This window comes from Rhodococcus koreensis (assembly GCF_900105905.1).
Lineage (GTDB): Bacteria > Actinomycetota > Actinomycetes > Mycobacteriales > Mycobacteriaceae > Rhodococcus_F > Rhodococcus_F koreensis.
This window is the reverse complement of the sequence record NZ_FNSV01000005.1, coordinates 3,490,088-3,509,105: the sequence shown is the minus strand read 5'-3', so window position 1 is coordinate 3,509,105 and position 19,018 is coordinate 3,490,088. Positions and strand designations below refer to the sequence as shown.

Sequence of the window (19,018 nt, the reverse complement as noted above, 5' to 3'; positions counted from 1 at the left end):
TGAACCTGAGGTTGTGGATAACCCGAGCCGTGAGTACTTATTAACCGCCCGCGGTTAACAAGTACTCACGGGGCGTCAGCCAACGTAGCGGGACAGCCGCGCGGAGAGGTGGGGGCGCAGTTCCCCGTCCGCGATGATGCGTTCCTCGACGTACGCGAGGTCGCCGCCCTCGACGATGCCGTAGAGACGCTTGGCGCCGCCGACGAGAACACCGGAGGTGCTGCGAATCACGACGTCGGTCGCGAGTTCCCACGACGACTGGGTGAGGGCCCGGCCGTAGAACAGTTCGACGATGCCGGAGCTGTGGGCGAGGAGAAGTTCGACGACTTCCTCGTTGGTGCTGCCGGGAATGCCGTCTCCGCTGATCCGCCAGAAGCCGGTCTCGTGGAGATCGGGGCGCACGTACTCGCCGTCGGTGCCCAGAACCCAGGTCTGGGATCTCCACTCGAGGTAGTTGCCCCCGTTGTGGGAGACGATGATCTGCTGCCCGAAGCGGTAGTCGCCGGTGGCGGGGTCGTGGCCTTCCCCTTCACCGCGCCAGACGCCCACGAGCGGCAGTACCGCGAGAAGTTCGTTGTTCAGATCCGGGCCGAGGCGCAGATTCGCGGTGTCCTCGGGCAGCGGAAGGTCCGGAAGCTGCGGGATGTTCCGCGACGCCGTCGTCTTGGAACGCTCGATGGCGTCCGCGACGGCTGCGTCACCGCTACCACGACGCACGGTGGGGGAGTCCCCAGCGGGCGCGCTCGTAGTCGGGTGCTCGGAAGGCGGATCTGCGCCTGCGTCCGGAGTTTGACTCACGACTCGTCGGTGACCAGGCGGTAGATCGTGTAGAGGGAGAACCACGTGATCAACACGGCGGCAAGGACAAGAAGTACCTCGAAGAAGATAACCACGGTGACATCCTAAACCGAACCCGTCGAACGGTCGAAACGGGAGGCGGCTTACCGTCACTGCGGCTACGGTTTTTCGAAGGCGACCACCCGGTCGGTTCCGGATATCCTCATGCCGTCGTCTCGTCTCCCGCTCCTCCCGGAGGTCCCATGCTTCGATCCAGCCCCGCCCTCCCCGGCCTGGCGCGAGCCGCGATCACGGCGACGGTTCTGCTGCTCACCGTGTCCGCGTTCGGCGCTCCCGGCCTGGCCGTCGCGGCCCCGGACTCCGGCAGTGCAGGGTCGGGAAGCGCCGGTTCGGGGAACGACGACACCGACCGCGTCGATCCGAACAACTACGCCGCCGACTGCCCGGACATTCTCATCGTCGCGGTCTCGGGCGCGACGGATTCGGAAGAAGACCGCAACCCCCTCGCGGAGAGTGGCGAGGTGTGGTCGAACTGGGTGGGCAACGTGACGGTGCCGACCGGCGAGGCGAACAAGGACGAGCCGGGAACGGTGGGGTGGATGTACGTGCCGTACCCGTCCACGTACGGCCTGAGTCTGCTGCAACCTGTTCCGACATACCAGGATTCGATGGCCGCCGGTGTCGCGTCGACGAACAGGATCCTCGACGAGAACAAGGCGAAGTGTGGCGACGGCACCAAGTACGTGCTGCTCGGATACAGCGTCGGCGCCGAGGTCGTCGAACGGGTGGCGCGCGAACTCGGCCACCGCGACAGCAATGCTCTGGTTGCCGCCGACGACATCGCCGGCGTCGCATTGATCGGCGACCCGTACCGTCCGGCGGGCACCCCCTCGATGGGCGAACCCGGCCCACCAGGAGGCGGATTCATGTCGTCCGAGCCGGCCGACTACGGCGCTCTCGACGGCAAGATCACCTACGCGTGCCGCCCCTACGACATCGCGTGCGACGCGCCGCAGGAGATCGCCGTCCTCGAGCTGGCACTCGGCGTGCTGGGACAGCTGCACTTCACCCTGCTGAACCCCGGCCAGACCGTCTCCGACTTCGCGAATGCGGTGACGAACATGGCGGCACGGTCGATCGTGCACATCGTCACCCACGACGACTGGTTCGCCTCCGACGAGTCCTTCCTCGACGTCCTGCGCAAGGTGGCCGACCGGACCTACGACCCCGACGGGCCGGACCGGAACACGCAGGTGTCGCAGGAGCAGATGGTCGAGGCGCTGAACTGGGCGATGGGCCCCGGTTCCGAGGTCGTGAAGGCGAAGCTCGCGAAAGAGGGCCCCGGGTTCGTCGAGGACAACCGGGACGTCTTCGATCTCGTGATCAAGCCGTACATCTTCCTCGGCTTCATCCAGCACCTGTTCTACTGGAACAACAACCCGAACGACCCCTGGTACTGGGAGAGCGAGAAGGTCGTCGACTGGATCACCGCGCTCGCGCAGAAGCAGTAGGCGCTCCGCGCTTGTGCGCCTTTGTGGTCGCTGGAGCAACCAGAAAGGCGCACGAGCGGCGGAGCCGCACGAAGAAGGCCCCGCTCCGAATGCCGGAGCGGGGCCTTCCTGCGTTGGTGCTGAGTCTTACTCGCCGACCGTGACGTCGACGTTGTGCACGCCTGCGCTCGTCGGGCTCACCGTGGCGGTGCCGTTGCCGGAGCTGGACAGTGCACGCACGGTCCAGTCGCCGGGAGCGGCGAAGAAGCGGAAGTCTCCGGTGCCCGAGGCGACGACCTCGGCGGTGAACTCTCCGCCGCCGTCGAGGAGACGCACGAACGCTCCACCGATCGGCTGGCCGTCAGCGGCGAGAACGCGGCCGGTGATGACCGTTTCCTTCTCGACGTCGACGCCCGCGGGCAGGGTCTGGGTCTGTACAGGTGCTCCACACATGGCTCAGTGAACCTCCAACTCGATGGGTGCGCCGACGAGTGAGCCGTATTCGACCCAGCTGCCGTCGTAGTTCTTGACATCGGACTTGCCGAGGATCTCCTTGAGCACGAACCAGGTGTGGCTGGAGCGCTCGCCGATACGGCAGTACGCGATGGTGGGCTTCGACTCGTCGTAGCCCTTCTCCGAGTACAGCTTCTCCAGGTCGTCGTCCGACTTGAAGGTGCCGTCCTCGTTTGCGGTGGTGCTCCACGGGATGTTGATGGCCGTGGGGACGTGTCCACGCTGCTGCGCCTGCTCCTGCGGCAGGTGCGCGGGGGCGAGGATCTTGCCGGAGAACTCGTCGGGCGAACGCACGTCGACGAGGTTCTTGTTGCCGATGGCGTCGATGACCTCGTCGCGGAACGCGCGGATCGTCAGGTCGGGTGCGTCGGCCTTGTACTGGGTGGCCTCGCGGGAGACGGTCTCCTTGGAGAGGGGGCGTCCGTCGAGCTCCCACTTCTTGCGGCCGCCGTCGATCAGCTTGACGTCCTGGTGGCCGTACAGCTTGAAGTACCAGTACGCGTACGCCGCGAACCAGTTGTTGTTGCCACCGTAGAGAACGATGGTGTCGTCGTTGGCGACACCCTTGGCGGACAGGAGGTCGGAGAACTGCTGCTGGTTCAGGAAGTCACGACGGACCCCGTCCTGCAGGTCCTTCCGCCAGTCGAGGCGAATGGCGCCTTCGATGTGGCCGCCGTCGTATGCGCTGGTGTCCTCATCCACCTCGACGAAAACGGTCTTGGGGGCGTTGAGGTTCTGCTCAGCCCAGTCGGCGGAGACTAGGACATCGGAGCGAGCCATGGTGTTCCTTTCGATGTGTTCTTACTTGTGTCGGGTGGATCGTGCAGTGGTTCTCGATGTGAAACTTTCAGGCCGCGGGCCGGAGGCGTGCGACGAGTGGATAGATCTGGCAGCCGAGACAGAACCCGAATGCGGCGTTGAGGAACGCCGCGAACAGGGCGAATGCGGTGGCCACGGCGCCGACGAGGCCGGAGCCGGCGAGGAAGCCGACGGTGCCGACGGCGGCGAAGACGAAGCCGACGAGCTGCGCGAACCGCAGCGGTGCGGCGGGTTCGCGTTCGCTCACCGGAGTGAGTCGCGGCGCGACGAGGCTGCCGAAGATCCGGCCGTACGGGCTGCGCCGCGGCCCGGAGGCCGCGCCTGCCGCGAAGACGACCGCCTGCAGTGCCAGCAGAATTCCTGCTGCGACCAGCGAGAACGTCGACACGACGAGGACGGCGACGAGGACTGCGGTGGTGACCCAGGCGGCGAACCGGGGGCCACGAACGTCGACCTGCTCGACCTCGAGTGTTGTGGACATGAGAAGTGCTCCTGCGTTGAGTCCTGAATGCTTGCCTGGCGCCGAGCAACGACGGACGACGTCGTCATCGGGTTTCGATCACGTGCGCGGAGTCCGCGGTGTCAGCAGAAAGCGACAGCCCTGGTGATCAGCAACAGGTACAGCAACAAGCCCCGAGGCGGCACAGGTCTACCGTGCGGCGTCGGGTGAGCATGAGCTCGTGGCTGGATTGCACGACGACGAGTTTACCCGGTTCTTCAGGAATTTGAAGCCGGGGGCCGGGTGAGGGGTCCGAGCGCCGCCCTCAGGTCGGACGCCGAGGGTACCCCGGACACCCGGAAGCGTTGCTGCAGGTCGGCGTCGAGAATGAACGTCGTCGGCAACGACAGAACGCCGAGTTCCTTGGCGAGAGCGGGATACTCGTCGATGTCGACTTCCACCTCGACGGGAGGTTCCGGCTCGCCGGTGAGGTCGGCGACGACCTGTCCGACGACCCTGCGCACCGCTGCGCAGGGTCCGCACCAGTCGGCGGAGAAGTGGAGAACGGTGGCCGGTCGCCCGTGCCCCGAACCCGACCCGACGCCCGCCGCCTCGAGGAGCAGGCGTCGCTCGTCGGTCACGGCCGCGGTCGTCTCGCCGGTGGTCCGGACCTTCCCCTGGCGGCGCTGCCAGACGAGCCCGAACGCGAGGGCCGCGAACAGTGCGATCAGTAACAGTGTGATTCCGGTCATCGGCTCTGCAGTTCGTTCAGGTCGATCGTGACGTTGTCGCCGACGCCCTCGATGACGATCTGCGAGCCCTCCGCGTACACCTCCGTCGGCTGGACGCCGAACGGCAGTTCCCGGGGGTCGATGGTCCGGGTGAAGAGGCCGAGGATCGCGGGGGCGAGCGGCTCGGGGATGGTGAAGTCGGCGTGGCCCTCGGGCCCGAAGTAGAAGTCGCTGGCGACGATCTTCACCTGATCGCCGTCGAGGACCAGGTCGGCCTGCACGCTGACGGTGGTCTCGAGCGGGCCGACGGGGACGGTGCCGGTGAGGACGACGCCGCCCGCGGTCGTCATTCCGGAGCCGCCGGAGCCGCCGGTCCCGTCCGACTTGCTGGCCGGCGGGGCCGAAACCTGCAGGTCGGGGATGTCGAGGAAGCGGCCGAGGTCGGTGGCGTCGATGAGCATGCGGCCGGAGAGGTGGTCGACCGGAAGGCTCGTGACGGAGCCGTCGACGAGGTCGGACAGCGGCGCGGACACGCCCAGGAGGGTGGACTCGATCGTCACCTCACCGACCACGTCGCTCTGTACTCCCTGGGCGCGGATCTCGATGTTCTCGTACTTCCCGGCCCACGCCTGGGTGAGGAAGGGGAAGCCGTGCACCGTCACCTCGGGATCCGCGGTGAGGGACGCGCCCGCCCGCAGTTCCCGCGACACCCGGTATTCCGCGTACGCCGCCGAACCGAAGTCGACGACGAGACCGAGTGCCACGAGGAAGATGATTCCGATGATGAGTTTCCGCACGGCCCCATTGTGACGGACACGGTGCCGGTGCAACCTTCGCGCCGGTTGCCGGGGTTCGGTGCGACGGACCTTGACGGCGGCGCGCTACTCTGTCACCGACAAAAGTGTCGATACCTTCAGTGTCGATCTACCTGGACCGGCGGACGAACCATCCGTCGGCCGGCCGGGTACGACGGCGACGAGATGGGAGGCTGTGTGGAGCTACTGCTTCTTACCTCCGACCCGAACCCCGAGGCAGTTCTGCCTGCCCTCGCCCTGCTGGCGCATTCGGTGCGGCCTGCCCCGACGGAGGTGTCCTCTCTCCTGGAAGCGAGCTCCGCCGACATCGCCCTGGTGGATGCGCGCACCGATCTCGCGGCGGCCCGCGGCCTCTGCCGGCTGCTGGGCAGCACGGGTTCCGCGGTCCCCGTGGTGGCGGTGCTCACCGAGGGTGGCCTGGTGGCGGTCAATTCCGACTGGGGTCTCGACGACATCCTGCTCCCGGGCACCGGGCCGGCCGAGGTGGACGCCCGCCTCCGACTGCTGGTCGGACGTGCCGGCGGCGTCGCCAGCCCGGAGGCGTCGGGCAAGATCACGCTCGGCGAACTGGTCATCGACGAGGGCACGTACACGGCCCGGCTGCGTGGCCGCCCCCTCGACCTCACCTACAAGGAGTTCGAACTCCTCAAGTACCTGGCGCAGCACGCGGGTCGCGTCTTCACCCGCGCGCAGTTGCTGCAGGAGGTGTGGGGATACGACTTCTTCGGTGGTACCCGCACGGTGGACGTCCACGTGCGTCGTCTGCGCGCCAAGCTGGGCAGCGAGTACGAATCCTTGATCGGTACAGTCCGCAACGTCGGATACAAGGCCGTCCGTCCCACCCGCAGCAAGTCGGGTGCGCCGGTGCCGCCGGTCGACGACCTCGATGCCGAAGATGCAGACTTCGAATCCGCGGAAGGACCTGTGATCCAGTGAGCGCTTCGGTGCAGTCCTGGACCGATCGACTCGACGGCAAGCAGGCCGCGGACGTGTCCGCACTGCTCGACCGCGCGACGGCAGCGGACGGAACCGCGCCCGTGTCGGAGCAGGGCGTGCACGCCGTGTCCGGGGCCGGCGGCGACGGTGTCCGTCATCTCGTGGAGACCGACGCCCATCGGATCGTCGGGTACGCGCAGCTGCAGCCGGGTCACGGCGAGCACCCCGCGATGGCCGAACTCGCGGTCGATCCCGAGGCGCGCGGCCGGGGGATCGGTAGCCGGCTGGTTACCGAGGTCCTGTCCGAGGGTGGTCCGGACACCCGGGTGTGGGCGCACGGCAACCTGCCCGCGGCGCAGGCGGTGGCGCACCGCCTCGGGCTGAGCGGTGCACGCGAACTGCTGCAGCTCCGGCGTCCACTCGAGGGTGCCGAGCTTCCGGAAATCGTTGTGCCGGAGGATATTTCACTCCGCTTGTACCGCGGAGTCGAGGATGATCCCGAGGTGCTGCGGGTCAACGCCGCCGCCTTCGCCTGGCACCCCGAGCAGGGGTCGTGGACCGAACGGGAAATGGCCGAACGCCGCGCGGAGGCCTGGTTCGATCCGGCCGGGCTGTTCATGGCGTACGGCACGGCGGACGAGAAGCGGCTGCTCGGATTCCACTGGACCAAGGTGCACCCGCAGCAGGGCGACGAGCCGGCCATCGGTGAGGTCTACGTGGTGGCCATCGGACCCGACGCCCAGGGGCGCGGTCTCGGCCGGTTGCTCACACTCGCCGGACTGCACTACCTGCGTGACCGCGGGCTCGGTGCGGTGCTGCTCTACGTCGAGGGCGACAACACGTCGGCGCTGCACACCTACGACCGGCTCGGGTTCGAGCGGTTCCACACCGACGTCGCGTACGCGCGAGCCTGAGGCGCTCCTCTTACTTCGGCACCCGTCGTTCGTCTCGGAAATATGGGCAAATGCTCGGTCTGTTCACTTTCCGTTCACCGATCGTGGTCCAACTGGACATTAGCTACCCCTAGGTTTCTCCGTGGGCAGCGCCGTGCTGCCTGGTGCAGGATCCTCCCGGTCCGCGCCTCATGTCGCCGCCCGATCCAGGGCGAGACGGTATTTCCGGAGGACTAGGTGAATCTCAAGCGCAATGGCGCCCTGCTCGGTGCAGTGGCCCTGGGTGCCATGACCTTGGCCGCGTGTGGCAGCGACAACAACGCCGCGTCGAGCGGCGTCGACGTAGCCGCCTCGAGCGCGACGTGCGAGGGCAAGGCCAACCTCTCCTCGGCCGGTTCCTCGGCGCAGAAGAACGCCATGGACCAGTTCGTCTCCACCTACATCTCCGTGTGCCAGGAGAAGGGCAAGACCGTCAACCTGGCGTACAACCCCAGCGGTTCCGGTGACGGACGTACCCAGTTCATCGCGGGTCAGGTCGACTTCGCCGGTTCCGACTCGGCGATCAAGACCGAGCAGGCCGAGCAGGCCAAGGCGCGTTGCGTCGGCGGCGAGGCGTGGAACCTTCCCCTCGTCTTCGGGCCCGTCGCGGTCGCCTACAACCTCGACGGTGTCGAGGACCTGGTGCTGAACGGTGAAGTGACCGCCAAGATCTTCAACGGCACCATCAAGAAGTGGAACGACCCGGCCATCGCCGCCCTCAACCCGGGCGCCACCCTGCCGGACCAGGACATCACCGCGATCATCCGCTCGGACTCCTCGGGAACCACCGACAACTTCCAGCAGTACCTCACCGCCGCCTCGAACGGCGCCTGGACCACCGGTGCCGGCTCCGACTTCACCGGCGGCATCGGTGAGGGCGCCAAGGGGTCGGCCGGTGTCGCGCAGGCAGTGGCCTCCGCCCCCGGCTCGATCACCTACGTCGAGAAGTCGTACGCAGACCAGAACAAGCTGTCGGCAGCGCAGATCGACACCGGCTCGGGCCCCGTCGCGCTGTCCGACGAGTCCGCGGCGAAGGCCATCGAGGGTGCGCAGTTCAAGGGTGCGGGCGAGGGCGACCTGACCCTCGACCTCGCCTCGATCTTCGGCACCAAGGAAGCCGGCGCGTACCCGCTGGTGCTCGCCACCTACGAGATCGTGTGCTCGAAGGGCTACGACGCCGACACCTCCGCAGCGGTCAAGTCGTTCCTGACCAGCGCCGCCAACGAGGGCCAGGACAACCTGGCCGCGCAGGGCTACGTGCCGCTGCCCGACTCCATGAAGGAGAAGCTGAACGCGTCGGTCGCCGCAATCGGCTGATTCACACGGTAAGTCGTTCGGACCCGCCCATGACTCGATATTCTGACGATGAAAGATTGGGAGCGCAGATGAGTGAAGCGCACACCGAATCAGCACCTCGCGCCTCCGGCTCCGCTTCCGGCGGGGCCGGGGTGGGCGGTCCGAACGGCACTCCGGAGGCCGAGTTGAGTTCCACCAAGGCCGAAACCCCGACCCCGACCGATACACCTCGCGGCAAGGCCGTCGCGAGGCCGGGAGACCGGATCTTCAAGTCCCTCGCGACCACGTCGGCGATCGTCATCTCCATCCTCATCGCCGCGATCGGCATCTTCCTCGTCTGGCGTGCCGTTCCCGCGCTGAGCCGGAACCAGGTCAACTTCCTCACCAGCCGCGAGTGGGTCACCCAGGACATCAACGCGATGGCGTTCGGTGTGCTCGACCTCTTCCAGGTGACGGTTCTGGTGTCGCTGTTCGCGCTCGTGCTCGCGATGCCGGTTGCGCTGGGTATCGCGATCTTCCTCACCGAATATTCGCCGAGCTGGCTCAAGCGTCCGCTGGCGTACGTCATCGACCTGCTGGCCGCGGTGCCGTCGATCGTCTACGGCCTCTGGGGTCTGCTGGTGTTCGCGCCGGCAATCAGGCCGCTTGCGGTGTGGCTCAATGAGACCCTCGGCTGGTTCCCGCTGTTCGCGACGGGCAGCGGTTCGATCACCGGCGGCGGCACCATCTTCACGGCCGGCATCGTCCTCGCCGTGATGATCCTTCCCGTCATCACCGCCGTGACCCGCGAAGTGTTCGTCCAGACACCGACGTCCCATATCGAGGCGGCGCTCGCCCTGGGCGCCACCCGGTGGGAAGTGGTGCGTACCACGATCATTCCGTTCGGTAAGTCCGGCTACATCAGTGGTTCGATGCTGGGCCTCGGTCGCGCCCTCGGTGAGACCATGGCGCTGTACCTGATCCTGCGCACCACGTCGCAGCCCTTCGGATGGTCGCTGTTCGACGGCGGCGCCACCATCGCGTCCAAGATCGCCCTCGGCTACGCGGAGTTCAACAACAACATCCAGGCCGGCGCGTACATCGCCGCAGGTCTGGTGCTCTTCGTACTCACGTTCGTCGTGAACGCCGCGGCCCGCGCCGTGATCGCAGGAAAGAAGGACTGACCCATGACCGCGACACTCGACAAGCCGGTCAAGGCACCCACCTTCCGGGGTGTCGGTACCCGGCGGCGCATCACCGATATCACCGCCACCGTTCTCGTGACGCTGGCAGTGCTCGTCGCCCTGGTTCCGCTGGTGTGGGTCCTGATCACCGCCGTCGTCAAGGGTATTCCCGCCCTGACGTCGGCCACCTGGTTCACCCACTCGCTCAGCGGACTCACGTCGTCGGCCGAGGGCGGCGGTATCTACCACGCGCTGATCGGCACGATCCTGCAGGGACTCGTCTGCGCGGTGCTGTCCATCCCGCTCGGACTGTTCGTCGCGATCTACCTCGTCGAGTACGCCGACCGGAAGTCGCGGCTGGCGAAGCTGACCACGTTCATGGTCGACATCCTCAGCGGTGTCCCGTCGATCGTGGCCGCCCTGTTCATCTATGCCCTGTGGATCGCGACGTTCGGCTTCCCGAAGTCCGGGTTCGCGGTGGCGCTCGCCCTGGTCCTGCTGATGGTGCCCGTCGTCGTCCGCAGCACGGAGGAGATGCTCCGCATCGTGCCACAGGACCTGCGCGAGGCGTCGTACGCGCTGGGCGTTCCGAAGTGGAAGACGATCGCCAAGATCGTGCTGCCCACCGCGCTGCCGGGCATCATCACCGGCGTCATGCTGGCGCTGGCCCGCGTGATGGGCGAGACTGCTCCGCTGCTGATCCTGGTGGGGTACGCACCGTTCATCAACTTCAACCTGTTCGGCGGCGAGATGGGCACCCTGCCCGGCGTCATGGTCGCCGAGATGAACAACCCGACCGATGCCGGTACCAACCGCATCTGGGGCGCGGCGCTGACGCTGATCCTCCTGATCGCCGTCCTCAACATCGCGGCCAAGGTCGTCGGCCACTTCTCACAGGTCCGCAGCAAGTGACACATACACTCGAGTTCGTACATCAATCAGTAGGGAGCCGGTAATGGCCAAGCGTCTGGATCTCAAGGACGTCAACATCTACTACGGCAAGTTCCACGCCGTCGCCGATGTCGGGCTGTCGGTCCCCCCGCGGAACGTGACCGCGTTCATCGGTCCGTCCGGTTGCGGCAAGTCGACCGTGCTGCGTTCGCTGAACCGCATGCACGAGGTGACTCCCGGTGCGCGCGTGGAGGGTTCGATCCTCCTCGACGGTGAGGACATCTACGGTTCCGGCATCGACCCGGTCGGGGTCCGCAAGACGATCGGTATGGTGTTCCAGCGTCCCAACCCGTTCCCGACGATGTCCATCAAGGACAACGTGGTGGCCGGCCTCAAGTTGCAGGGCGAGCGCAGCAAGAAGCGTCTCGACGAGGTGGCCGAGCGGTCGCTGCGCGGCGCGAACCTGTGGAACGAGGTCAAGGACCGTCTCGACAAGCCCGGTGGCGGACTCTCCGGCGGTCAGCAGCAGCGTCTGTGCATCGCCCGGGCCATCGCCGTCTCGCCCGATGTCCTGCTGATGGACGAGCCCTGCTCGGCGCTCGACCCCATTTCGACCCTCGCGATCGAGGACCTCATCACGGAGCTGAAGAAGGACTTCACCATCGTGATCGTCACCCACAACATGCAGCAGGCCGCGCGTGTGAGTGACCAGACCGCGTTCTTCAACCTCGAGGCCACCGGCAAGCCGGGACGTCTCGTCGAGATCGACGACACCGAGAAGATCTTCTCCAACCCGACGCAGAAGGCCACCGAGGACTACATCTCGGGCCGCTTCGGATAACGCACACCGAGGAGAACGCCCCGGCCGGATCTTCGGCCGGGGCGTTCTTATCGTATGGACGACTTCCAGCGAACGAACGGGACGCTCGCACGGTCAGACCGTACGAGCGTCCCGTTCGTTCGAAAAGTGTTGGGGGAGTTCTACAGTTCCGGGTAGGACGTGAGGTTGTCGGCGTCTTTCACGGCGGTCTCGGTGTCGTCGGGCAGCTTGCCGGTGACCAGGAAGATCACCCGGCGGCCCACCTCGACGGCGTGGTCGGCAAAACGCTCGTAGAAGCGGCCGAGCAGGGTGACGTCGACGGCGGCGGCCACGCCGTGTTTCCACTCGCGGTCCATGAGCACGGTGAACAGGTGCCGGTGGAGGTCGTCCATCGCCTCGTCCTCTTCGCGCAGGCGCGCGGCACGCTCGGGGTCGCGCGTCTCGAGGACTTCGCGGGCGGCGGCGCCGATGGAGACGGCGATGCGCCCCATCTCGGCGAAGTAGCCGTTGACCTCTTCGGGGAGCACGTGGTTGGGATGTCGGCGGCGCGCGATCTTGGCGACGTGGAGCGCCAGCGCACCCATCCGGTCGATGTCGGCGACGATCTGGATTCCGCTGACGACGGAGCGGAGGTCGCCGGCGACCGGTGCCTGCAGGGCGAGGAGGGCGAACGCCCGCTCCTCGCAGATGGTGCTGAGCTCGGTGATCTTGTCGTGCTCGCCGATGACCTGCTCGGCGAGCGAGAGGTCTGCCTGGAGCAGCGACTGGGTGGCTCGCTCCATGGCGACCCCCGCAAGCCCCGCCATCTCACCGAGAAGGTCGGCAAGCTCGGTCATCTGTTCGTTGTAAGCCACGCGCATGAGGTCACAGCCTACGGTGCACGGGAAACCAAGTCACGATCACACGGTGAACGCAGGGTGAACGACGCTGCTGAGCGTGCGCTCAATCGCAGGACGTGTCGCCTGCGTTCACAACCGCCAGGTCCGCGGGGATTTCCGCGTCCTCCGGCTGGCCGATTCGCACGTCCGACACGTTCAGCGGAGTGTCGATCGGACTCGGTGTCTGCACGGTCCCGGAGAAGCTCGAACCGAGCGCGACCTCCACGACCGTTCCGAGTCCGGTGGTCGCCTCGAGCACCGCACCCGGGAACGACGACGCCAGGGTCGCCGCCTCGGCCTCGTGGCCCGGCGAGAACCGGATGACGGTCTCGCTGCTGGTGCCCGTGTAGTTGCCGACGTTGTAGATCTGGAAGCCCTCGGCGGCGAGATTGTCGGCGACGGTCGCGGCCAGCCCCGACTCACCCGATGCGTTCGACACCTGCACGGTCACGCTGGACGGGTCGACGGCCTGGACCGTCTCCGGGGCGGGCGGCGCGGCCTGCGGTTCGGGGGCGTTCGAGGGCAGCGGTTCCGCCCGCTTCTCGCCGGGCAGCGCCTCGTCGTCGATGATGGCCCGGAAGATGGCCTTGATGTCGTCGGTGCGGGGAATCTCGTTGCCCCACTCGGTGGTGCCCGCCGTGGGCACGGTCAGGAAGGTGACCGCGCCCGCGTCGACGTTCTGCAGTGAGCGCCCGAGCGTGACCAGCGACTTCGTGTCGATGTTCTCCACGAACGTGTCGCGGGTGAACGCGTTGATGAAACCGTTCAGTTTGCCGGGATTGAGCAGCACCTGACTGGACAGGGCCCCCCTCAGCAGGGCGGAGAGGAATCTCTGCTGCCGGTTGATGCGCCCGTAGTCGCCGTTGCCCTCCGCCTCGACGTGTCTGGCGCGGACGAAGTTCAGTGCCGTCTTGCCGTCGAGCATCTGGGTGCCCGCCTGCGGCAGAACGGTGCCGAGTACGTCGTCCTCGAGCGGCTGGGTGGTACAGACCTTGACCCCGCCGATCTCGTTGACCATCGACTCGAAGCCGGCGAAGTCCATGCCGACGAAGTGGCCGATTTTCAGACCCGACATCTTCTGGATCACCTTCACCAGGCATTTCGGTCCGCCGAGAGCGTACGTGGCGTTGAGTTTGTCGCCGTCGGCGGCGGGGAAGGTCTCGCCGGTGTAGCTGCCGCTGTCGTTGTCCCAGCCCTGGCAGACGGGTCGCTCGACGTCGAGGTCGCGGGGGAACGACACCGCGACCACCCGGCTCCGGTCGGCGGGGATGTTGACGAGCATCACCGTGTCGGCGCGGGAGCCCTCGGCGTCGTCGATGGTTCCGGCGCCGACCTCGCCGCTCGCGCCGGCGCGGGTGTCGGTGCCGACGATGAGGTAGGTCTCGTCACCGGTCTGCCCGACGGCGTCGACGATGTCGGTCGACTCGGTGTCGAGTGCCGCGATCTGGTCGAACTTGCCCTCGGTGGAGCGCAGGTAGCCCCAGACGATGCCGGTTCCGGCGAGTGCGACCACCGCGACGAGCGCGACGACGGCGCGTCCCGCTGCGCGCAGACGCTTGCGTTTGCGGGTCTTGTTGAGGGCCAGGCGTGTGGTGCCCGGGTTGCCGACCACCTGCGGTACCGCGGTGGTCTCGGCGGAATCTGCGACCCATTCGGGTTCGGGCGTGCTCTGCGGCGGCTCCGACGGCGGCGCTGCCGGTGGGGTCTTGCGCGGCGGAACCCCGGGAGGCGGCGGCTGCCGCTCGTCGATCGGGGGAATCGTCTCCGTCTTCTCCGGATCGCTCGCGTCGTCCTCGGCGACCTTCTTCACCAGGTCGGCGACGGAGAGCGCCTCGGTGGGTCCGCCCGCGGCCCGGCGGCCGATCCGGCCGCTGTCGTGGCGGGACGATTCGGTGCGTTCCACCGGTGCACGGTGCTCGGGGGCTGCGGGCGGTTCGGGAGGCCGCCGTTCGGGAGGTGGCTGTCGCGGTGGGAGTCGCCGCGGCCGCCCCGACTGGGCTTCCCGGTAGCTGGGATCCGCTAGAGGACGCTCCCAGGGGGCGCGGGATTCGGGAGTCGGTGAGTCCGCACTGTGATCATCACCCACCGATGCAACCTGACCTCTCCGCCGACTCGGACCTCCGTCGGCCCCGACGGATTCCAGCCATAGTACTTATCGAACGTCGAGGCTCCCCACAAGTAGCGAGGTGACGCGCGTTCGCGCTGCTAACCACCGGAATGCATGAGGTCGGCGCCGGCGGGCACCAGGCAGTCGTCGGGGTCGTCGAGCCACCCCTCGGGGAGGGCGACCGTGCCGGGCGATCCCTGCCGCCCGCGCGGACCCTCGGCGTCCTTGGGGAACGGGATGGTCGGATCGAGCTGGACGAGGAGGTCGTCGAGTTCGGTGAGTTTGCTCACGAGGGCCATCGCGACCCGCAGTTCGGACCCGGCGGGGAAGCCCCGCAGGTACCAGGACACGTGCTTGCGCAGTTCGCGCAGGCCCTTGTCCTCGCCGTGGTGATCGGCGAGGAGTTCCGCGTGCCTGCGGATGATCGTGGCCACCTCGCCGAGGTTGGGCGGAGTGGGCTGCGGCTTCCCGTTCAGTGCCGCGCTCAGCTCCGCGAACAGCCAGGGCCTGCCGAGGCACCCGCGTCCGACGACGACGCCGTCGCACCCGGTCTGCTCCATCATGCGGGCCGCGTCCTCGGCCGCGAAGATGTCGCCGTTCCCGAGGACGGGCACGTCCGTGACGTGTTCCTTGAGCCGGGCGATCTCGTTCCAATCGGCCGTGCCGGAGTACCGCTGCGACGCGGTACGCGCGTGCAGCGCGACGGCGGCGGCGCCCTCCCCGGCGGCGATCCGGCCGGCGTCGAGATGCGTGTGATGCTCGGCGTCGATGCCGACGCGGAACTTGACGGTCACCGGGACGTCGGTGCCCTCGGTCGCCTTCACGGCCGCCGCGACGATCCGGCCGAACAGCGTGCGCTTGTACGGCAGCGCCGCACCGCCACCCTTGCGGGTCACCTTGGGGACGGGGCAGCCGAAGTTCATGTCGATGTGGTCGGCCATGTTCTCGTCCACGATCATCTTGGCCGCCGCGTACGTGGTGTCCGGGTCGACGGTGTACAGCTGCAGGGACCGTGGCGTCTCGGTGGGGCCGAACGTCGTCATGTGCAGGGTCGCGGGCTGCCGCTCGACGAGCGCACGCGCGGTCACCATCTCGCAGACGTACAGGCCGGACGTGCTGCCCGCGCGTTCCGTCTCGAGCTCACGGCACAGCGTGCGGAAGGCGACGTTGGTGATCCCGGCCATGGGGGCCAGAACCACCGGACTGCGCAGCTCGAGCGATCCGATACGAAGGGATGACATTGACGACCTCTGGGAAAGTGCTGGAAAAAAACTGTGCCCGGTACCGAATCCGGTACCGGGCACAGGATAACTGTTTACGTCAGGAAGCCTTCTGCTCGCGCTTCTTGGCCTCGCGGGCCAGCATGCGGTCGCGCTGCTCCTCGAACTTGGTGGCCTGGCCCTCGAGGTTCTCGAGGAACTTGCCGAGGCTCTCGCGGATCTCCTCGCCGCGGGCGGTGAAATCGTTCCGCTCGAAGATGTTCCACTTGCGCAGGACGGGCATCACGACCTCTTCGAGGTGCTGACGCAGGTCGTAGATGCCGTGCTTGGCCATGAGCACACCGTTGCGCCGGAAGTTCGGCATACCGGCGCCCGGCATCTGGAAGTTCTGGACGATCATGTTGACGGCCTCGAGCGCCTGGTCGGGCGCGAGGTCGAGGGCCGCACCACACATGTTGCGGTAGAAGATCATGTGCAGATTCTCGTCGGCCGCGATGCGCTGCAGCATCTTGTCGGCGATCGGGTCCTTGCACGCCTTGCCGGTGTTGCGGTGGCTCACACGGGTGGCGAGTTCCTGGAACGTGACGTACGCGACGGAGTGGAGGAAGCCTGCGTCGACGTCGGCCGGGGAGGCGAAGCCGTTCGTCATGTGCTCCATGCGGAACTGCTCGAGCTGGACGGGGTCGACGGCGCGGGTCACGACGAGGTAATCGCGCATCACGATCCCGTGACGGTTCTCCTCGGCGGTCCAGCGACCGACCCATGTTCCCCATGCGCCGTCCTGGGAAAAGTTCTCCGCGATCTCGCGGTGGTACGACGGCAGGTTGTCCTCGGTGAGGAGGTTCGTGATCATCGCGGCCTTGGCGACCTCGTCGAGCTGCGACTGCTCGGGGTCCCAATCGGTGCCGCCCATCGCGGCGAAGTTGCGTCCCTCGTCCCACGGAACATAGTCGTGGGGGTGCCATTCCTTGGCCATGGAGAGGTGGCGGTTGACGTTCTCTTCTGCAACCGGCGACAACTCCTGCAGCAGTTCGAGTTGGGTCAGGTCCCTCGCCATGTGTAATGCCTCCAGTAGCTCAAATTTGACTTTGTTCAGCCTACGGCACCGTAAGTAGGTTGGTAAACGCCGTCGGCGGCCCGGGAACCGTCGAAGTTACCGATCCGTAATGGACCTTCCGGGATGTGTCGCCGCCACGCGGCGAACCGTTACATGACAGTGTACTGATGAGGTTGCGTGTGCGGTGACCAGCGTAATCATCCCAGGGAGAGATCATCACAGCGACGCGCGGGCAGTTGTGGACGATCACAGATTTGTGGGTCTCCACAGATTCCCCGCCCTAACTCGAGCCGTGTCGACGGTTGCGTAGGAGGCGCTTCGTCCGGCTCCGAGTCTCCTGGGAATTCGATCCACCCCAGGTGTGAATATCGACACCCTGCGGGGCGGCGGTGACCCGCCGCCCCGTCTCGCTACTTCTTTCCGCCGCCGAGCAGTCCGCCGAGCATGTCGCCCAGTCCGCCGCCCGCACCCTTCCCGAGCAGGCCACCGAGAACCCCGCCGAGCCCGCCGGAACCGCCGCCGCCTCCGAGGAGTCCGCCCAGTACGTCCCCGAGGCCTCCGCCTGCCTGGCCCGCATCTTGCGGCTGCGCCTGCGGAGCGGACCCGCCGCCCGTTACCTGCTTGGCGATGTACGCCAGCACGATCGGCGCGAGGATCGGCAGCAACTGCTTCATGAGGTCGCTGCCCACTCCGCTGCCGCCGCCGACCCCACCGAGTGTGCTCGCCACCTGGTCACGTTCGCCGCCGAAGATGTTGGACACGATCTTGTCGCCGTCGTCCGTGTCGACCTGGTCGATGTCGATTCCGCCGTCCAGCAGCGTCGTGCCGCGGTGATCGTGCAGCGCGCTCTGCAGGGACGCGGCGCCGTCCGGGTCCTCGGCGTTGGCGCCGAGCCCGCCGACGAGCGTCGGCAGCGCCGACTTCACTGCGGTCTCGGCGGTGGCCTCGTCGACGCCGAGTTGCCGGGCGATCTGGTTGATCGGAATCTGGGACAGAAGGTCGTCGATCGATGCCATGGATGCCTGCCTCGTCATGGGGCTCTTCGTCGAAACCCCCGGACTTCCGACATTAGTGAATCCCGTATGTCCGATATGCCTGTTGCGGTCGGTCGGGGTGCTGCCGACAATCGTCACATGGGCAACAACATGAGCCGCCTCGAACAGATCGCCGCCGAATTGCCCGAAGCCGTACGGGTGGACATCGCCCAGTGGGACGGGCACCCGACGTTCCGGGTGCGGGGCAAGAACTTCGTGTTCAGCGACGTGGACGCCACCCGGTTGACGGTGAAGCTCACCGTCGACGAGGCAGAAGCGGTGGTCGCGACGGAACCGGGGGCCGAGCCCGCGGGATACGGTCTCGGTAGACACGGCTGGATCGCAGTGGACGTCGCGGACGCGGACGGGCCCCGGTGGGAACAGCTGCGTGAGTGGATCAGGACGTCGTACACGCTCGTCGCGCCGAAGCGACTGGCGAAGCAGGTGCTGGACGAAGAACCGTTGCCGACGCAGGGAGACCAGTCATGACGACCGACAACAGCGCATCCACCACCACGCCGGCGAAGTCGGGACTGCCGTCGTGGGCCAAGAAGGCCATCGGGATCGCCGTCCTCCTGGTGGTGCTGGTCATCGCGTATTTCATCCTCGCGGCGTACCTCCCGCGGGCGTGGGCGCAGAACGTGGGCGGGATGGCGGACGGCAGCTTCGGCGGCGGCATCCTGTGGGGACTCTTGTTCGGCACCCTGTGCACGCTGCTGCCCCTGCTGCTGTTCCGCGGGGCGTGGCGGTTGTTCCGCAAGCGCCGGTTCAAGCCCGTGCAGATCGTGTTGCTGATCCTCGGAGTCCTTGTGGTGCTGCCCAATCTGCTGACGCTCAGCGTGGTGCTCGGCGGCAACAGCGCGGCGCACGCCGGCGAACGGATCATGGACGTCGACGCGCCCGGATTCCGCGGTGCGTCGCTCGCCGGCGCCATCATCGGGGTGGTGCTGTTCCTCGGCGTCGCCGGAGTCAGCTTCACGTACCGCAAGCGCGGTGAGGATCTCGCCGAGATGCGCGGGGACACGAAAGCGAAAGACGGGCAGGTCGGCGACGGGCCGTCACCCGCCGCGCCCTGACAA

Annotated in this window: 20 protein-coding genes; 9 read left to right on the top strand and 11 right to left on the bottom strand. The window is 67.1% G+C overall.

Annotation, left to right across the window (positions count from 1 at the left end; all coding sequences use genetic code 11):
* Positions 1 to 75: 75 nt before the first annotated feature.
* The gene (locus BLV94_RS20515) at positions 76 to 798 is read right to left on the bottom strand and encodes a heme-binding beta-barrel domain-containing protein (RefSeq protein ID WP_072943043.1); all 723 of its coding nucleotides are present in this window, start codon (positions 796 to 798) and stop codon (positions 76 to 78) included.
* A gap of 242 nt (positions 799 to 1,040) precedes the next feature.
* On the opposite strand from BLV94_RS20515, the gene BLV94_RS20510 reads away from it, so the two are divergent.
* The gene (locus BLV94_RS20510; RefSeq protein WP_072943044.1) at positions 1,041 to 2,309 is read left to right on the top strand and encodes a cutinase family protein; all 1,269 of its coding nucleotides are present in this window, start codon (positions 1,041 to 1,043) and stop codon (positions 2,307 to 2,309) included.
* Positions 2,310 to 2,435: 126 nt separating this feature from the next.
* On the opposite strand, the gene BLV94_RS20505 is transcribed toward BLV94_RS20510, so the two are convergent.
* From BLV94_RS20505 to BLV94_RS20485, 5 genes are all read right to left on the bottom strand, one after another.
* Positions 2,436 to 2,741 (bottom strand): DUF1416 domain-containing protein, encoded by a 306-nt coding sequence (locus BLV94_RS20505; RefSeq protein ID WP_072943045.1) that lies wholly within the window; start codon positions 2,739 to 2,741, stop codon positions 2,436 to 2,438.
* Positions 2,742 to 2,744: 3 nt separating this feature from the next.
* Positions 2,745 to 3,581: a sulfurtransferase gene (locus BLV94_RS20500; RefSeq protein WP_015888694.1), complete on the bottom strand. Its 837-nt coding sequence runs from the start codon at positions 3,579 to 3,581 to the stop codon at positions 2,745 to 2,747.
* A gap of 67 nt (positions 3,582 to 3,648) precedes the next feature.
* Positions 3,649 to 4,101 carry a DUF4395 domain-containing protein gene (locus tag BLV94_RS20495; protein WP_072943046.1) on the bottom strand — a complete coding sequence of 151 codons (453 nt, stop codon included), beginning with the start codon at positions 4,099 to 4,101 and terminating at the stop codon, positions 3,649 to 3,651.
* 236 nt (positions 4,102 to 4,337) lie between these two features.
* On the bottom strand, positions 4,338 to 4,811 hold the full coding sequence (locus BLV94_RS20490; protein ID WP_072943047.1) for a thioredoxin family protein: 474 nt from the start codon (positions 4,809 to 4,811) through the stop codon (positions 4,338 to 4,340).
* The gene (locus BLV94_RS20485; RefSeq protein WP_072943048.1) at positions 4,808 to 5,587 is read right to left on the bottom strand and encodes an LmeA family phospholipid-binding protein; all 780 of its coding nucleotides are present in this window, start codon (positions 5,585 to 5,587) and stop codon (positions 4,808 to 4,810) included. Before BLV94_RS20485 ends, BLV94_RS20490 begins: the two co-directional genes overlap by 4 nt.
* Positions 5,588 to 5,782: 195 nt before the next feature.
* On the opposite strand from BLV94_RS20485, the gene BLV94_RS20480 reads away from it, so the two are divergent.
* The 6 genes from BLV94_RS20480 to pstB all read left to right on the top strand — a co-directional run bounded on the left by BLV94_RS20480 (position 5,783) and on the right by pstB (position 11,664).
* Positions 5,783 to 6,541, top strand: a complete 759-nt coding sequence (locus BLV94_RS20480) for a winged helix-turn-helix transcriptional regulator (RefSeq protein ID WP_072943049.1) — start codon at positions 5,783 to 5,785, stop codon at positions 6,539 to 6,541.
* On the top strand, positions 6,538 to 7,455 hold the full coding sequence (gene mshD / locus BLV94_RS20475) for a mycothiol synthase (protein WP_072943050.1): 918 nt from the start codon (positions 6,538 to 6,540) through the stop codon (positions 7,453 to 7,455). Before BLV94_RS20480 ends, mshD begins: the two co-directional genes overlap by 4 nt.
* 216 nt (positions 7,456 to 7,671) lie before the next feature.
* The gene (gene pstS / locus BLV94_RS20470; RefSeq protein ID WP_072943051.1) at positions 7,672 to 8,790 is read left to right on the top strand and encodes a phosphate ABC transporter substrate-binding protein PstS; all 1,119 of its coding nucleotides are present in this window, start codon (positions 7,672 to 7,674) and stop codon (positions 8,788 to 8,790) included.
* Between the two features lie 68 nt (positions 8,791 to 8,858).
* Complete coding sequence (gene pstC, locus BLV94_RS20465; RefSeq protein WP_072943052.1) at positions 8,859 to 9,932, top strand: phosphate ABC transporter permease subunit PstC; 1,074 nt, start codon at positions 8,859 to 8,861, stop codon at positions 9,930 to 9,932.
* 3 nt (positions 9,933 to 9,935) lie between these two features.
* On the top strand, positions 9,936 to 10,844 hold the full coding sequence (gene pstA / locus BLV94_RS20460) for a phosphate ABC transporter permease PstA (protein ID WP_072943053.1): 909 nt from the start codon (positions 9,936 to 9,938) through the stop codon (positions 10,842 to 10,844).
* Positions 10,845 to 10,887: 43 nt separating this feature from the next.
* Entirely contained in the window at positions 10,888 to 11,664 is a 777-nt protein-coding gene (gene pstB, locus BLV94_RS20455) for a phosphate ABC transporter ATP-binding protein PstB (protein WP_015888703.1), read from the top strand.
* 140 nt (positions 11,665 to 11,804) lie between these two features.
* Here the strand turns inward: pstB and phoU are convergent, their stop codons facing one another.
* From phoU to BLV94_RS20430, 5 genes are all read right to left on the bottom strand, one after another.
* A complete protein-coding gene (gene phoU / locus BLV94_RS20450; protein ID WP_015888704.1) occupies positions 11,805 to 12,503 on the bottom strand; it encodes a phosphate signaling complex protein PhoU in 699 nt (232 codons plus the stop codon).
* Between the two features lie 82 nt (positions 12,504 to 12,585).
* Positions 12,586 to 14,607, bottom strand: coding sequence for an LCP family protein (locus BLV94_RS20445; protein ID WP_072943054.1), 2,022 nt, complete (start codon positions 14,605 to 14,607; stop codon positions 12,586 to 12,588).
* A gap of 119 nt (positions 14,608 to 14,726) precedes the next feature.
* Positions 14,727 to 15,869, bottom strand: coding sequence for a tRNA dihydrouridine synthase DusB (dusB, locus tag BLV94_RS20440; RefSeq protein WP_072943055.1), 1,143 nt, complete (start codon positions 15,867 to 15,869; stop codon positions 14,727 to 14,729).
* A 79-nt stretch (positions 15,870 to 15,948) separates the two neighbouring features.
* On the bottom strand, positions 15,949 to 16,905 hold the full coding sequence (locus tag BLV94_RS20435; RefSeq protein ID WP_072943056.1) for an acyl-ACP desaturase: 957 nt from the start codon (positions 16,903 to 16,905) through the stop codon (positions 15,949 to 15,951).
* A gap of 410 nt (positions 16,906 to 17,315) precedes the next feature.
* A complete protein-coding gene (locus BLV94_RS20430) occupies positions 17,316 to 17,921 on the bottom strand; it encodes a DUF937 domain-containing protein (protein WP_072943057.1) in 606 nt (201 codons plus the stop codon).
* A gap of 66 nt (positions 17,922 to 17,987) precedes the next feature.
* Between BLV94_RS20430 and BLV94_RS20425 the strand changes: the two genes are divergently transcribed.
* Both BLV94_RS20425 and BLV94_RS20420 read left to right on the top strand, forming a co-directional pair.
* Positions 17,988 to 18,428 (top strand): MmcQ/YjbR family DNA-binding protein, encoded by a 441-nt coding sequence (locus BLV94_RS20425; RefSeq protein ID WP_083395621.1) that lies wholly within the window; start codon positions 17,988 to 17,990, stop codon positions 18,426 to 18,428.
* Positions 18,425 to 19,015: a hypothetical protein gene (locus BLV94_RS20420; protein WP_072943059.1), complete on the top strand. Its 591-nt coding sequence runs from the start codon at positions 18,425 to 18,427 to the stop codon at positions 19,013 to 19,015. Before BLV94_RS20425 ends, BLV94_RS20420 begins: the two co-directional genes overlap by 4 nt.
* Positions 19,016 to 19,018 lie beyond the last annotated feature (3 nt).